This is a genomic window from Marinobacter salinisoli (assembly GCF_017301335.1).
Taxonomy (GTDB): Bacteria; Pseudomonadota; Gammaproteobacteria; order Pseudomonadales; family Oleiphilaceae; genus Marinobacter; species Marinobacter salinisoli.
Window position 1 is genome coordinate 3,438,726 of the sequence record NZ_CP071247.1, and the last position, 15,318, is coordinate 3,454,043.

General features: G+C 59.4%; 11 protein-coding genes. 3 read left to right on the forward strand and 8 right to left on the reverse strand.

Features of this window, described 5'->3' with window-relative positions:
* Positions 1–38 precede the first annotated feature (38 nt).
* On the reverse strand, positions 39–1,271 hold the full coding sequence (gene serB / locus LPB19_RS15685) for a phosphoserine phosphatase SerB (protein ID WP_206643813.1): 1,233 nt from the start codon (positions 1,269–1,271) through the stop codon (positions 39–41).
* Positions 1,264–3,558, reverse strand: a complete 2,295-nt coding sequence (parC, locus tag LPB19_RS15690) for a DNA topoisomerase IV subunit A (protein ID WP_206643814.1) — start codon at positions 3,556–3,558, stop codon at positions 1,264–1,266. The genes serB and parC overlap by 8 nt, the downstream gene beginning before the upstream one ends.
* Before the next feature lie 226 nt (positions 3,559–3,784).
* Between parC and LPB19_RS15695 the strand changes: the two genes are divergently transcribed.
* Positions 3,785–4,006, forward strand: a complete 222-nt coding sequence (locus LPB19_RS15695; protein WP_206643815.1) for a hypothetical protein — start codon at positions 3,785–3,787, stop codon at positions 4,004–4,006.
* Between the two features lie 335 nt (positions 4,007–4,341).
* Positions 4,342–5,250 carry a KPN_02809 family neutral zinc metallopeptidase gene (gene ypfJ, locus LPB19_RS15700; protein WP_206643816.1) on the forward strand — a complete coding sequence of 303 codons (909 nt, stop codon included), beginning with the start codon at positions 4,342–4,344 and terminating at the stop codon, positions 5,248–5,250.
* Between the two features lie 70 nt (positions 5,251–5,320).
* Here the strand turns inward: ypfJ and LPB19_RS15705 are convergent, their stop codons facing one another.
* A complete protein-coding gene (locus LPB19_RS15705; protein ID WP_206643817.1) occupies positions 5,321–5,902 on the reverse strand; it encodes a YceI family protein in 582 nt (193 codons plus the stop codon).
* A 54-nt stretch (positions 5,903–5,956) separates the two neighbouring features.
* On the reverse strand, positions 5,957–6,508 hold the full coding sequence (locus LPB19_RS15710; protein ID WP_206643818.1) for a cytochrome b: 552 nt from the start codon (positions 6,506–6,508) through the stop codon (positions 5,957–5,959).
* A gap of 658 nt (positions 6,509–7,166) precedes the next feature.
* Between LPB19_RS15710 and LPB19_RS15715 the strand changes: the two genes are divergently transcribed.
* Positions 7,167–8,288 (forward strand): EAL domain-containing protein, encoded by a 1,122-nt coding sequence (locus tag LPB19_RS15715; protein ID WP_266097071.1) that lies wholly within the window; start codon positions 7,167–7,169, stop codon positions 8,286–8,288.
* On the opposite strand, the gene LPB19_RS15720 is transcribed toward LPB19_RS15715, so the two are convergent.
* The 4 genes from LPB19_RS15720 to LPB19_RS15735 all read right to left on the reverse strand — a co-directional run bounded on the left by LPB19_RS15720 (position 8,275) and on the right by LPB19_RS15735 (position 15,308).
* Positions 8,275–10,050, reverse strand: coding sequence for an SLC13 family permease (locus tag LPB19_RS15720; protein ID WP_206643819.1), 1,776 nt, complete (start codon positions 10,048–10,050; stop codon positions 8,275–8,277). The two genes, LPB19_RS15715 and LPB19_RS15720, sit on opposite strands and share 14 nt — an antisense overlap.
* 164 nt (positions 10,051–10,214) lie before the next feature.
* Positions 10,215–12,110 carry a DNA topoisomerase IV subunit B gene (gene parE, locus LPB19_RS15725; RefSeq protein ID WP_206643820.1) on the reverse strand — a complete coding sequence of 632 codons (1,896 nt, stop codon included), beginning with the start codon at positions 12,108–12,110 and terminating at the stop codon, positions 10,215–10,217.
* Between the two features lie 67 nt (positions 12,111–12,177).
* Positions 12,178–12,651, reverse strand: a complete 474-nt coding sequence (locus LPB19_RS15730; RefSeq protein WP_206643821.1) for a protease complex subunit PrcB family protein — start codon at positions 12,649–12,651, stop codon at positions 12,178–12,180.
* Entirely contained in the window at positions 12,648–15,308 is a 2,661-nt protein-coding gene (locus LPB19_RS15735) for a S8 family serine peptidase (protein WP_228289136.1), read from the reverse strand. The genes LPB19_RS15730 and LPB19_RS15735 overlap by 4 nt, the downstream gene beginning before the upstream one ends.
* Positions 15,309–15,318: the final 10 nt, after the last annotated feature.

The following is a 15,318-nucleotide window of genomic DNA, read 5'->3' on the forward strand; positions in this document are numbered from 1 at the left end:
GGCGCCTCGAGGCGCCGTTTTTTATTGCTGCCCGGACATCAGTTACCTGCGTCCGCGAGCCCTTGATTGGTCTCACTCTCGCGAAAACCGATCAGATACAGAATGGCGTCCAGCCCAAGCGTCGAGATCGCATGGCGAGCCGATTCCTTCACCAGTGGCTTCGCCCGGAACGCAACCCCGAGCCCCGCCTGGCTGAGCATGGGAAGATCATTGGCGCCGTCCCCGACGGCAATCACCTGAGCACGGGAGATGCGCTCCTTCTCGGCGATTTCCAGCAACAGTTCGGCCTTGCGCTTGCCATCGACGATCTGGCCGGAAACCTGCCCGGTTACCTTACCGTTTTCAATTGCCAGCTCATTGGCGTAGACATAATCAATGCCCAGCTTGGCCTGCAGATGCCGGGCAAAGTAAGTGAAACCTCCAGACAGAATCGCCGTGCGGTAGCCCAGCGCCTTGAGACTCCTGATCAGGTGCTCGGCACCTTCCGTCATCTTCAGGCGAGCCGCAACCCGCTCCAGCACAGACTCATCCAACCCCTTCAGGAGCGCAAGACGCTCGGCAAAGCTCTGACTGAAGTCGAGCTCACCCTGCATGGCCCGCTCAGTAATCTCTGCCACCTGGTCGCCCACCCCGGCCTCCAGTGCCAGCTCATCGATCACTTCAGCTTCAATCAGTGTCGAGTCCATATCGAACACCACCAGCCGGCGATTGCGGCGGAAAATAGAGTCTTGCTGGAACGCGATATCCACGTTCATCTCGCCCGCGATATGCAGAAAATCCGCCCGCAGCTGCTCCAGATCGGCCGGCTGGCCACGTACGGAAAACTCGACACAGGCAATGCGGTTCTCCGATGGCTTCAGGGACGGACGTGCCGACAGGCGGGTGATGTTGTCGATATTGAGGCCGTGGCGGGCGGTGATCGCCGATACACGGGCGATCTGCTCCGCCTTGATGTCCCGGGACAGCAAGGTAACGATGTAGCAGGCCCGGTTACGCGCCTCAGCCCAGGATTGATATTCCTCAATCGTAATCGGCGCAAAATGCACCTGAAGATCCAGCGCGTGCAGACGGAACAGCAGGTCCCGAATCACCGGCGAGGATTTGGACGCATCCGGAATCTCGATCAGGATGCCCCACGTCAGGTGGTCGTGAATCACCGCCTGGCCGATGTCGAGAATTCGGACATCGTACTGCCCCATGATCCCGGTGATTTCCGAGGTCAGCCCGGGTTGGTCGCGCCCGGACACGTTGATCAGTATGAGTTCACTCACTCTCCGGCGTCTCCTCTTGCTGGGCCGGTGCCACTGGGGAAATGACATCAATAGCGTCCACCCGCTGAAGCCCTCTCGGCAACTTATGGCCGCGCCGGCCACGCTCTCCCAGGTAGTGCTCAAGATCGCTGAACTGCAGCCCCATCTTGCGCTTGCCGGCCTGGATTTCCAGTTGATCGTCTTCGGTAAAGACGGTGACGGCCACCACGAACTCTTCCCTGCTCTGGACCCGGGCTGACGGAATACTGATGATCTTGTTGCCCTTACCCTTGGCCAGCTCAGGTAGCTCACTGAGCGGGAATACCAGCATGCGTCCCTCGTTCGATACGGCGGCGAGGTACAGCGGCTTGTCCGAAGCAGGCACCGCAATCGGAGGCATGATGCTGGCGCCCTTGGGCACCGACACCAGCGCCTTGCCGTTACGGTTCTTGCTGATCATGTCATTGAGCGATGCAACGAAACCATAGCCACCATCGGTGACCAGCAGGGTTTTCTGACTGGCATCCCCCATCAACAGGCCGGCGAAACTGGCACCGGACGGCGGATTGATGCGCCCGGTCAGCGGTTCCCCCTGACCCCGCGCCGACGGAAGGCTGTGGGCCATCAACGAGTAAGCGCGCCCGGTGGTATCGATAAAGATCGCGGGCTGATTATTCCGGCCACGGGCGGCCAGAGCAAAACGGTCACCGGCCTTGTAGCTCAAACCTTCGGGTTCAATGTCGTGGCCCTTGGCCGCGCGCACCCAGCCCTTCTCGGACAGCACCACCGTCACCGGATCGTTGGAGACCAGATCCTCTTCACTGAACGCCCGGGCCTCCTCGCGCTCGACCATCGGTGATCGACGGTCGTCGCCATAGGTTTCCGCATCGGCCAGCAACTCCGTCTTCAGCAACTCGCGCAAGCGATCCTCGGAACCAAGGATAGACTGCAATTCATCGCGCTCGGCGGACAGTTCATCCTGCTCACCGCGGATCTTCATTTCTTCGAGTTTGGCCAGGTGGCGCAACTTCAATTCCAGAATGGCTTCGGCCTGTTCGGCCGACAAGCCAAACCGGGACATCAATTCGTCCTTGGGTTTGTCTTCTGTTCGAATGATCTCGATGACTTCATCGATATTCAGGTAAGCGATCAACAAACCTTCAAGCAGGTGCAACCGGGACAACACTTTGTCCAGCCGGTACTGGAGTCGCCGTGTCACGGTGGTTCGCCGGAACGCCAGCCATTCCGTCAGCACCTCTCCCAGGCCCTTGACGCCCGGCCGGCCATCGTTGCCGATAACGTTGATGTTGACGCGATAGGTTTTTTCCAGATCGGTGGTGGCAAACAGGTGTGCCATCAGCCCTTCCAGGTCCACACGATTGGAGCGTGGCGCAATCACCAGCCGGGTTGGGTTTTCGTGATCCGACTCATCTCGGAGGTCACCAACCATCGGCAGTTTCTTGGTCTGCATCTGCTGGGCGATCTGTTCCAGAACCCGGGCGCCGGACACCTGATGCGGGAGATCGGTAATGATGATCTCGCCGTTCTCCCGGATCCAGCGAGCCCGCATCCGCAGTGAGCCCCGGCCGGTTTCGTACATCTGGCGGATGTCTTTGCGGGGGGTAATGATTTCAGCACGGGTTGGAAAATCCGGCCCCTTGATGTGTTCACAAAGATCATCGATGGTTGCGTCTGGCTGGTCGAGCAACCGAATACAGGCCGACGTCACTTCCCGCACGTTGTGTGGCGGAATATCGGTCGCCATGCCCACGGCAATCCCGGTGGTGCCGTTGAGCAACACATGCGGAAGCCGTGCCGGCAGAACCGACGGCTCATCCATCGTGCCATCGAAGTTGGGCACCCAGTCCACGGTACCCTGCCCCAGTTCGCTCAGCAGCACTTCTGCAAACGGCGCCAGCCGGGACTCGGTGTAACGCATGGCAGCGAAGGATTTGGGATCATCGGGTGACCCCCAGTTGCCTTGACCATCAACCAGGGGATAGCGGTAGGAAAACGGCTGCGCCATCAGCACCATGGCTTCGTAACAAGCGCTGTCGCCGTGCGGGTGGAATTTACCCAGCACGTCGCCCACGGTACGAGCAGACTTCTTGTATTTGGCGGTGGATTTCAATCCCAGCTCAGACATGGCGTACACGATACGCCGCTGTACTGGCTTCAGGCCGTCCCCGATGTTGGGCAACGCCCGATCAAGGATGACGTACATGGAATAATCGAGATAGGCTTTTTCCGTGTAATCCCGAAGTGAAACCCGCTCAAACCCCTCATCCGTAGTCTGAAACTCTGGCATGGATGCCTCTTTTGCCTCTTGTACCTGTTATTGATGCTGCCGACGATGCTACCCGTAACCCCGGGAAAATTCACCAGCATCGGGGCGCGCCACATTATATGGACGCCGACTCGGATACACCAACTTCCAATAGCGGAAACCCCGAATGGAGGCTGTCCATCCCGCCCCGTATTCTGATTATTGCTCGACAGTAGACGTTTCACTTCTCAAAAGCCAACGGAACACTATGAAGCCGAACCTGAAAGCCTGCGGACAGGCCATGATCACTGCGATGGTGAACGCAGTTCTGGCCGTTGCCCTGATGCTCCTGGTGGAGTTTGCCATCAGTGGCTCGTTTCAGGTGCCCGAACCTTACCTGTGGGCAGGCCTGCTGATCTGGCTGGTGATTTTTGCCGGACAATTCTGGCGTCAACGTCATCTGTGCAGATCCCTTCAGTCCCACAAATAACTCTCGCGCACCCTGGCCCCGGGCGTGCGTGCCCCCGTAACAACTCAACTCGCATGATTCCGACCCTCCCTGACAGTCAGGGCAGACCCGCAGCGGACGTCTATACTTGACTCCAAGGTGCGAGCGAGTCCGCACCACCGTCACTGCATCCGACCCAGGTGCGGACAAGGAATCGCGCGGCATTCCCCGGGTCATCAGGTAGCTACAACCAGCACGGCTTTACCCTGTTCCCGTGCCCATCGCAGGATCACACGCCTGGCATTCAGTGAACAATCAAAACCGTCGGTTTCGGGCCACGGCTCCAAACCTTTGCAGACACACCGGGGGGCATGGCTATGCGCTGGAGAGATGGCAGGCGAAGTGACAACGTGGAAGACCGGCGTGGACAAACCTCTCGATATGCCGCCGCCGGTGCAGGCAGCGCCGTACTGCTTCGATTTCTGCCCATGCTCTTTCGCAGCAAAATGGGCCGGACAATACTCATCGTTGGCGTCATTCTGATCTTCGGCGGGAAAATGCTGGGCATCGATATCCTGCCCTTCCTGCTGGGGGGAGGCAGCCCCACCACCGTAGAAAGCCAGCGGGAATTCACTGAGGCCGAGCAGGAGCTCGCCGACTTCACCTCGGTGGTGCTTGCCGACACCGAGGATACCTGGAAAGCCATATTTGCAGAACGCGGTGCGGACTATCGTGAACCCACCCTCGTGCTGTTCACTGGCCAGGTGCAATCAGCCTGCGGCTTCGCCAGCGCCGCCGTCGGGCCGTTTTACTGCCCCGGGGACGAAAAGGTGTACATTGATCTGACCTTCTTCGACGATCTGGCCCGCCGTTTCGGAGCACCCGGCGATTTCGCCCAGGCCTATGTCCTCGCCCACGAGGTCGGACACCATGTGCAAACGGTCCTGGGCATCAGCCAGGAAGTCCGGCGGCTGGGACAGGGACGCAGCAAGCAAGAAGTGAATGCGCTGTCGGTCAGACAAGAATTGCAGGCCGACTGCTTTGCCGGCGTCTGGGGGCATATTGCGCACCGGGAGCGCCAGATCCTGGAGCCTGGCGATCTCGACGAAGCCCTGCAGGCCGCAACAGCCATTGGCGATGATCGTCTGCAACGCCAGGCGGGCGGGCAAGTGGTGCCGGACAGTTTCACCCATGGCACCTCGGAACAGCGCGCCCGCTGGTTCCGGCGCGGCTTTGAGACCGGCAACATAGATAACTGCAACACCTTTGAGGCCAGGCAGCTCTGAGCGCAAAAAGCCCCGGGGCCGCGCCTTTGACGCAACCCCGGGGCCCGATCGTAACGGTTATGCCGCGATGTTACTGGCGGATGCCTTCCACGGAGATAATGATCTCGACCGTTTCAGAGGCCTCCCCCAGATCCTTGGGCACACCGAAATCCTTCAGGGTCAGTTCGGTCTGGGCTTCAAACCCCATGCGATAGCCGCCCCAGGGATCTTCTCCGTGACCGACCATTTTGGCGTCCAGCGTCACTTCTTTGGTGACACCACGGAGGGTCAGATCACCGACAATATCGGCCTCGCCATCGGCTCCCATCTCAATCCGGGTGCTTTGAAAGCTGGCCTCGGGAAAATCATCCACATACAGGAAATCTTCGCTGCGCAGGTGCTTATCGCGCTCGGCATGATTGGAGTCGACACTGGCCGTGTCGATGGTCACCGATACAGAGCTGTTCTCCGGATTGCCCTCGTCATAAACGAACTCGCCATCGAAATCGTTGAAGCGCCCGTACAGCCAGCTGTAACCGAGGTGGGAAATCTTGAAGGTAATAAACTGGTGGGCACCCTCGTCGTCAAACGCGTAGGTGCCACCATGGCCGTCAGCCTGGGCACTGCCGATCAGCGTCATGGATACGGCAGAAGCAAGCAGCAATTTCTTCATGGCAATCTCCTTTTCTGGCTCAAGTGTTTCGATGCAAACAATCTGTTGGACCGCCTAATTCTGACGGCCAAGCATACGACGCAGCGTCGCGTCACGATCAATAAAGTGGTGCTTGAGGGCGGCGCCGGCGTGCAAACCGGCCAGAACCACGATGGCCCAGGTCGTCCAGTAGTGGACATCTCCGGCAATGTCCTCCAGTCCTTTCACCTGCCCGGTCACCGAGGGCACGTGAAACCAGTCGAACACGTGGATCGACGATCCGTCCGCAGTGGAAATCAGATAACCACTGACGGTGGCAGTAAAAAGCAACAGGTAAAGTACCACGTGCACTCCGTGGGCCGCGGCTACTTCCCACCGGGTGTGATTCGTAAGCGGTGCAGGTCTTTTGTTGGCGCCGCGCCAAACGGTCCGGAAAACCATCAGGCCAAACAGGATGATCCCCACGCTTCGGTGAATGTCCGGACCGGTCTTGTACCAACTGTCGTAGTAGTCAAGATCGACCATCCACCAGCCGAGCGCGAACAGGCCCAGCACCAGAACAGCCACCAGCCAGTGGAGTGCTACGGAGACCAGCCCATAGCCTGTCGGCGAATTCGTAATCTGCATGGCGAACGCTAATCCCTCTGCGTGGTTTCGGTTGTTCTCGTCGTTTTGCTGATCAAAGACGATAGCTTAACTAGCTGTTCCTGCTGATGAAATCGAAATGTTCTGCTGACCAACATCAAAATATTTGAGCATCTCCGAAGGCAAACCTCGCCACGCCTTTAGTCGCATACGGCTTTTACGGATTGTTCAAATTTAGAGCAATCATAAACTTAAGGCATCGATTGGAGGCCCGCTGCCTGGGCGTAAACACCGAGAGGTAGTCACGATGGAACTGGAATTTGACGAAGACGTTGTTGTTCCGAGCAACAACTGACGACAAGGCGACCCATAGGTCGCCCGAGTCTTCTTCCGCTAACCCCTTGGATACATACAGTTTCCTGATACAACATTAAGTTGTGGCAACCACATATTTAGTCTGGCAGTCTGCATTTTAGTGTAGTCAGCCTGTCAACTTGCGGGTTATGCTCACGACCTTCGTTAAACAAGGCGCTCGGGCGCCTGACGTCGTTGTACAGTGATCCTAAACCTATGTCGCGCAGCCTTACTGAAAAGCTGACAGCTCCCGAATTGGACCTGCTGTCCCCCATGTTGAATCAGGACGGCTCTGCAACCCATTTACAGCATCTCGCACAAGCGCACGGTCGGTTACGAAGCCCTGATCCGGGCATTCGATAACGACAACGCTGCGGTACTGCCCCTCCATCTGTTCCAGCTGCCCAGCTCACCTGCAGAGAACCTCCTGCTGGACCGACTCTGTCGCTACCTTCACATCCGTAACTACAGCACCTTCGAGGATGAACTGAACTGGCTGTTTCTGAACGTCTCCCCGCAGGCGGTCACCAGCGGGAGCCAGTCTGATTCCTTTTTCGGGCAACTACTGAAGAAAACCGGACTACCGTCACACCGCATTGTGATGGAGATTGTCGAGCAGCCGACGGATGATGCAGAGAAACTGAGAGAAACCGTTGCCTACTACAAACAGCTCGGTTGCCTGACAGCCATTGACGACTTCGGCGCAGGCCACTCGAACTTCGAACGCATCTGGAACCTGTCCCCGGACATCGTCAAACTTGACCGCACCCTACTGACCCGGGCGACCGAGGACCACAAGGCACGGCAGATCCTGAACGGCATTGTGTCACTGCTGCACCAATCCGGTTGCCTGGTGCTCCTGGAAGGTGTGGAAACCAGGGATCAGGCCCTGATTGCCATCGATGCCGGTGTTGACTTCGTGCAAGGGTTTTTCTTCCGAAAGCCCAGCACCGATCTGGAAGCGCTGTCCCGCTCCCAAGCCGGCTTTGACGAGTTGCTGGACGAGTACAAGAGCCGCAACCGGCAGACCCTGGACCCGACCCTCCAACTGGTGACGTTCTTCCGCGAGCACTTCCGTACCGCCGCCGACAAGCTCAGCTCCGGCCAGAGCGTGAAAGAGGCATGCCGGGCGCTGCTTGGCCATCCGGCGGTGTCTCGATGCTATCTGGTGAACGATCAGGGTATTCAGATCGATGACACGGCACTGTCAGACTGGGGCAATCGACATGCTGACCCGCGTTTCCGCCCTCTGGAGAGCACCAGCAGTGCCGACTGGTTCCGCCAGCAATACCTGCGCAAGGCGTTGAATGAGCCAGAGACCCTGCATGTAACAGAACCCTACCTCTGCGTCACCGGTGCCTACATGTGCGTCACTCTGTCACTGGGTTTCCATCACAACGGCTCGCTTCAAGTGCTTTGCTGTGACATCCTGGCAAATCCGACACCGGCTCAACTCAACCGAAGGTAAGCCCGTAAACCTGCGCAATAACCGCAACCGTCACCCCGCCGATGAACAGATTCATCGGCAACCCTACGCGCACAAAATCCAGAAAACGATATCCGCCCGGGCCGAACACCATCATGTTGGTCTGATAACCCAGGGGAGTCGCGAAACTCGCCGATGCCGCCATCATCACCGCGATCACAAACGGCTCGGCGCCAATACCCATGGTGGTTGTCATCGAGAGCACGATGGGAATGATCAGCACCGCCGCTGCGTTGTTGGTGATGATTTCCGTCAGCACCGATACCGCCACATAGACCAGTAGAATTGCCAGCAACACCTCACCCTGACTGAATTCCAGGATGGTGGTCGCCAGCAAGGCGGCCGCTCCGGTCTGCTGGAGCGCGGCGCCCAAGGCGAACGACGCCCCGATGGTCAAGATCACCGGCACATCAACGGATTTCTGGGCCTGCTCAACGGAGCAGCAGCCGGTGAGAATCATCAGTGCCGCGCCCAGCAGCGCAGCGTTCAGCATGCTGACAACGCCGCAGGCAGCCAGCCCTACCAGCACCAGAAGAATCGCCCACGACAACCACGCCCGATCATGGCGAGGGCGTTCGGTATCCAGGTCGTTGATCAGCAAAAAGTCCTTGTTGTAGTGCTGCCGGCTGACAAACGCCGGACGCGCCTCCAGGAGCAGTACATCGCCCGGTTTCAGGCGAATATTGCCCAGGTTACCGGAGACCCGTCTGCCGCCGCGGGCAACGGCCAGCACCACGGCACCGTAGCGGTCGCGGAAGCGGGCATCCCGGATGGTCATTCCCACGACATCGGATTGTGGCGAGAGAACGGCTTCCACCAGCCGCCTCTCGGCCCGATCCTGGCTCAGGCTGGGCTCATCCTCGTGGACCGAAGGCACAATGCCGTTGATCCGCATCAGGTCCGAGATCGCCTGCGTGTTGCCTGCGAAGACCAGCCGATCCCCTCCCCTCAGGCGCTCCTCAGAGGGCACAGCCGTGACCACGTTGCCATCCCGTTCAATCTCCACCAGATACAACTGCTCAAGCTCCCGCAGCCCCGCCTGGCCTACGGTCTGGCCTACCAACGGGCCGTCAAAGGAAACGGCGACTTCAAGGGTGAACTCGCGCATGGAGCCGAACTTCTGCTGATCCTGGCGATCCGGCAGGAAACGCGGCATCACCAGTAGCAGAACCGCGACACCGATCACCGCAACCGGCAACCCGACAGCGGTGATAGAAAAAATCGAAAAGCCCGGGTCTCCGGTCAACTCCTGATACTGCCCGTTCACCACCAGGTTGGTGCTGGTGCCGATCAGCGTCAGCGTGCCACCGAGAATGGCCGAATAACTCAGCGGGATCATCAACTTGGAGGGGGAAATACCAATCTTACGGGACCAGGCATGAACCGCCGGAATCATGGTGGCAACAACCGGAGTGTTGTTCATGAAGCCACTCAGCAAGGTGACAGGCAGGGCAATCCGGGCCTGGGCGCTGCGCACGGAACGCGGATGGCGCAACAGCTTGTTCACCAGCAAATCGACACCACCGGAGTGATGGATGCCGGCAGCCACCACGAACATCGCAACCACCGTGATCAGGCCGCTGTTGCTGAACCCGCTCAGAGCCTGCTCGGCAGAAATGATGCCCGAGGCACTCAGGATAACGAGAATGCCCATCATCACAATGTGCGGCGCCACTCGCCCGAGGCTCATAAAAATCAGAGCGGCGCCTGCTAAAGAGAGCGCAAACCAGCCTTGCCAGTCCATGTCGAGTTCATCCCAGACTCAAAACCGGCAGGATAGCGGCAAAGGAAAAGACTTAAAAAGAATAAATTGAAATCTTTATATTCTTTATATGCATATCAAATAAGAATGGGGCCAGCGGCCTGAGAAACACGTAAGGGCCCGTTAAACGGGCCCTTAGTTGCGCATTAAAGAGGAACGTCGGCGATGTTGCCGTAGGTTTCCAGCCAGGAGCGGCGGTCGGAAGCCCGTTTTTTGCCCAGCAGCATATCCATACGGCTGTCAGTATCGTCACCGTCTTCGATGGTGAGCATCACCAGACGACGGGTATCCGGCGCCATGGTGGTTTCGCGCAACTGCAGGGGGTTCATTTCACCCAGCCCCTTGAATCGGGTCACCGAGATCTTGCCTTTGCGCTTTTCGGCCGCCAGTCGGTCCAGAATGCCCTGCTTCTCATGTTCATCCAGGGCATAGAAGGTTTCCTTGCCCAGGTCCACCCGGTACAGCGGCGGCATGGCAACGAACACGTGACCGGCTGCCACCAGCGGGCGGAAGTGTTTGACGAACAGGGCGCACAGCAGCGTGGCAATATGCAGGCCATCGGAGTCCGCATCGGCCAGGATGCAGACTTTGTTGTAGCGCAAACCGTCAAGCTTGTCCGAGCCCGGGTCGACACCGATGGCCACAGCGATATCGTGTACTTCCTGGGAGCCCAGCACCTCGGAAGGATCAACCTCCCAGGTGTTAAGGATCTTGCCCCGCAGCGGCATCACCGCCTGGAATTCACGATCGCGGGCCTGCTTGGCCGAACCGCCGGCAGAATCCCCTTCCACCAGGAACAGCTCGGACCGGGCGGTATCGCCTCCCGAGCAATCTGCCAACTTGCCGGGCAAGGCGGGGCCCGAGGTAACTTTTTTCCGCGCCACTTTCTTGCTGGCCCGCAGGCGGCGCTGGGCATTGCTGATAAACAGTTCGGCCAGAGCCTCGGCAACACCGGTGTGCTGGTTCAGCCACAGGCTAAAGGCATCTTTGACGATGCCGGACACGAACGCCGCCGCTTCACGCGAGGACAGACGTTCCTTGGTCTGACCAGAGAACTGGGGCTCCTGCATCTTGAATGACAAGACGTACGCCGCCCGCTCCCAGATATCCTCTGGTGACAGTTTGACCCCGCGGGGCAGCAGGTTCCGGAACTCACAGAATTCCCGCATGGCTTCCAGCAGGCCAGTTCGCAACCCATTAACGTGGGTACCACCCTGGGCGGTCGGAATCAGGTTGACGTAGCTTTCCATCACCGCCTCGCCACCCTCTGGCAGCCACTGGATAGCCCAGTCCACCGCTTCGGCATTTCCGGAGAAACTGCCAGTGAACGGATCCAGCGGAATCGCCTCCAGATCGGCCAACGCGGTGCGCAGGTAATCGCGAAGCCCATCTTCGTAATGCCACTCGTCCTTTTCCCCGGTCTTCTCCTGCACGAAGGTGACGGTAAGCCCGGGGCAAAGCACAGCCTTCGCCCGCAGGTTATGGCGCAGGCGGCTGACGGAGAAGTTCGGGCTGTCAAAATAACTGGGGTCCGGCGTGAACTTGAGACGCGTGCCCGTGTTTCGTTTGCCGACGGTGCCGATTACTTCGAGGTCCGACACTTTGTCGCCATCGGCGAAGGTGATGCGGTGCAGCTGGCCATCGCGCTTGATCTGCACTTCCAGGTGGTTTGATAACGCGTTCACAACCGAAACCCCGACGCCGTGAAGCCCACCGGAGAAGCTGTAATTGCCCTGAGAGAACTTACCGCCCGCATGCAGCCGGGTGAGGATCAGTTCAACCCCGGGCAGGCCTTCCTCTTTGTGCATATCCACCGGCATGCCGCGGCCGTCGTCCTCCACGCTGAGGGAACCGTCGCTGTAGAGAACAACATCAATACGGCTGGCGTGGCCGGCCAAGGCCTCGTCCACACTGTTGTCGATGACTTCCTGAGCCAGATGGTTCGGGCGACTGGTTTCGGTGTACATCCCCGGACGTTTGCGAACCGGATCAAGGCCGCTCAATACTTCGATAGCGTCGGCGTTATATTGTTGTTGGCTCATAAGCTGGGAGTGACTCTCAAATTGGAACTGAAAACTGCGTCATAGCTTAGGGATTCGACGGGAAAGATCAACGGTTGTTTTCCGCCGGGACCAGCCGCAAACCTTCCCAGCCCGCTGCCGTAACGGCGATGACGGCGCAAGGGGTCGTCATCATCTGGGGAACCACCGCACCCGGTTCGGGCGCCTTGATGTTAACTGTCAGGTCCAGGCGCCCGTCCACAATGGCAGAATCCGCCAGCATGACACTGAACCCACCCGTCGGCTTTTGCCCCAGCGCAGCGAGGACAACGTATTCCCGACCATAATCCAGCTCTCGCAGCGGTGCCAGCGACAAGGTCCGTGCCGGCAACTGCTCCAGCCGGTCGACATCGTCGACACTGCGGAGAATAAGGTGGCCGGGTGCCGCCAGGCCGCAGTGGGAAGACTGTCCGATCTGCCTCGCCAGCGGTGCGCCGGTATCGGTTTCGGTCTGACTCAGAGCGCAACCGGCTGTCAGGGTAAGCGCGGAGGCAAGCGCAATAATGGAACGGTTTTTTATCATGGTTGAGCAATAGCCTTGGTGGGGTTATCCGCCGGCTCGACAGATAAAAGTTGGTAGCCCCGGAAACCCGGCCGCGGCAGAAGCTCCGGGTGGGCCCGGGTAATAGAGGGCCGGGAATAACTGGTGGTCATGCGAATGCCGGTCACCGGTTCACCGTCTGGCAAGGTGATGACCTCCCGCAAGCCGGATACCGGGTATTCGGCACAAGCCTCGCCGGCGTGGCAGATCAGCGCATCGTTGTCGAGATCTGTCCCCGCCACCAGCACATAGTTGCCAGGCGGCACCTCATTCGTCAACCTGGGCTCCTGGCCATCGTCCGGGACGAAGCTGAACCGGTACTGGCCGTTCTCAGCGACCACATTTGCCTGTGCGACCGTGCGGTAGAAGTTGCCTTCCGGCTCAGGATCCACCAGCAGCACAAAATGCCGCCCGGCGTCTTTCGCATTCTGATCGGACAATACTCGCCCAACAACAGGAATTTCAAGGGAACGCGCCTGATCGGAGGTGTAATTCACCCGGATCGTTGTGCGCTTGGACACATCCGTGCCAAGCGCCTCCAGATTGAGCGACACGGGCAATTCGAATCGCGTGCTGGAGGCTCCGGTCAGATCGGCATTCAGGGTCAACCAGTCGGGCGGCGTGGAGACTGAATTGATCACCACGCTTTGTCGGTCGCTGCCAAAGGCCTCAAGCACCACGGTGGCAGACTGCTCCCCTTCGCTGGAGAGGGCCACAATGGCAGGAGACGCGGTCAAAAGCTCCGGGATGGTGTTGCTCTGCGCGGCCAGTGCGGCCTTGCCCGCATCCATCAGCCCCCAGCCCAACCGGTTATCTTTTGGACACGGCTCTGAGTCGCAGGTCGGCACGGTCAGATCTCCGGCTGCGAGCAAGGCATTGATACTGTCAAAGTTCAGAGAACCGTTGATGCCTTTCATCAGCGCCATCACACCCGATACGTGGGGCGCTGCCATCGACGTACCCTGCAAGCCTATGTAGGTTTCCCGGGGCACCCCCTCGATCGCGCTGGCACTTGCGCTGACCACCACATCGCCACGGCCATCGGCGTTCCCATCCCGGCTGATATCGCCACCGGGAGCGGCCAGATCGATCCAGCTGCCGAAATTGGAATAGGAAGCCAGTTGACCGGCCCCGTCGACCGCGCTGACAGCAAACACGTTGCGAAACGCCGCCGGGAAGGATTCCGCGGAGGTCGCTGAATTGCCTGCCGCAGCAACGAACACCACGCCGCGACCGGTGGCCTCGTCAATGGCATTCTGCAAGGTCTGGATAAAGGGCAGTCCGCCAAGGCTCAGGTTCACAATGTCGGCACGGGGCCCGCCAGAGTCGGGACCTTTCACCCAGCGTATGGCAGCCAGCAGATCGGCGGAGGAACCAACGCCCCCCTCACCCAGCACGCGCACCGGCATCAGCGAGGCATTGAACGCCACGCCGGTTCCACCCGAGTCGTTGGCCAACGCGGCAACGGTGCCGGCAACGTGAGTTCCGTGGAATACGCTGTTACCGATGCTGTTGCCAGGGTCACTGGGATTGTTGTCGGGCCCGGGCTGTCCGTCGTTGTCCAGCTGCTCTGACACGAAATCAAATCCGGCCACCACATTGGCGTTCAGGTCGCTGTGCCAGCTGGTGCTGCTGCGTCGGTAAAGCCCGGTATCCATGACCGCGACCGTGACACCCCTGCCGCCACCGGGTGCCAACTGCCAGGCAGTAGGTGCATTCAGCAGCCCGTAGTGCCACTGCTGGTCGGGATAGAGCGGTTCCGTCAAAGGGCTGGCCAAGGCCTGCATTTTATAGTTCGGGTCCGCCGACACGATTCCCGGCTGTTCTCGAAGTAACCTAACCCATTCGACAGTGCTCGCCTGTGCCGCGGGAGCGCCCCGGCTGCTCATGCGGGCCGGCGCAGCAACCCGCCACATGCCGGGGGCAAGTTCCTCAACGGGCTGCATGTCCGCCCGCCGATTCATCGCCTGGGTTTGTCCAAAGTCCCGGGCGGCGGCAAGCTCCACGATCGCCTCACCTTCGATCACCTCGTGGTCGGGCCAGCTCAGGGTCAGCCCCTGCCCGGTCGGAGCCAGCGCGGAGGACAGGACGTAGAGCACAGGGGCATCGCCCAGGGCGTCGACCCGAACGGTAAAGGTGCCATCGTCATCGGAATTGGTCAGGCTCAGAGTCGAGCCTGTAGCCACTGAATCTGAGGCCAGTTCCACATCATCCTGCAGGAACGTCAGCCGCACACTCGATGCCCCGGCCCGAGTTGCAAAAGCCTGCAATTCCACCGCCTGGCCGGCGGACAAGGTCATGGTATAGGTGTCTTGCGCATCTTCGGGGTAGGTAATGACTGGAAAGTCCGGCGCAGTTGGGTAGTTGCCCTGAGCCACACTGACATACCCGGAAAGAATAAACTCCTGAGGCAGGCTCTGGGGCGTGCTGCGTGGCGCACTGTTCAGGGTAAGCGCATCGGCATTGTCGGCATCCACCCGGGTACCGGTTTCGATATCAATCACCCCCGACAGGGCGGTGTTGAAATTCCCGGGCTCCCGCTCGCTGCTACTGGAGCCGCCATCGCACCCAGACAGCAGCATCACGGTACCGACGGCCACGGTAAAAACGCAGGTAAACCTCTGTTTTGTTGGCGACATTTTTAGACTC

Coding starts and splice junctions, on each gene's coding strand:
- LPB19_RS15730 (WP_206643821.1), bottom strand. CDS start 12,651: ATGATAAAAAACCGTTCCATTATTGCGCTTGCCTCCGCGCTTACCCTG.
- parC (WP_206643814.1), bottom strand. CDS start 3,558: ATGCCAGAGTTTCAGACTACGGATGAGGGGTTTGAGCGGGTTTCACTT.
- ypfJ (WP_206643816.1), top strand. CDS start 4,342: ATGCGCTGGAGAGATGGCAGGCGAAGTGACAACGTGGAAGACCGGCGT.
- LPB19_RS15710 (WP_206643818.1), bottom strand. CDS start 6,508: ATGCAGATTACGAATTCGCCGACAGGCTATGGGCTGGTCTCCGTAGCA.
- parE (WP_206643820.1), bottom strand. CDS start 12,110: ATGAGCCAACAACAATATAACGCCGACGCTATCGAAGTATTGAGCGGC.
- LPB19_RS15695 (WP_206643815.1), top strand. CDS start 3,785: ATGAAGCCGAACCTGAAAGCCTGCGGACAGGCCATGATCACTGCGATG.
- LPB19_RS15720 (WP_206643819.1), bottom strand. CDS start 10,050: ATGGACTGGCAAGGCTGGTTTGCGCTCTCTTTAGCAGGCGCCGCTCTG.
- LPB19_RS15735 (WP_228289136.1), bottom strand. CDS start 15,308: ATGTCGCCAACAAAACAGAGGTTTACCTGCGTTTTTACCGTGGCCGTC.
- LPB19_RS15705 (WP_206643817.1), bottom strand. CDS start 5,902: ATGAAGAAATTGCTGCTTGCTTCTGCCGTATCCATGACGCTGATCGGC.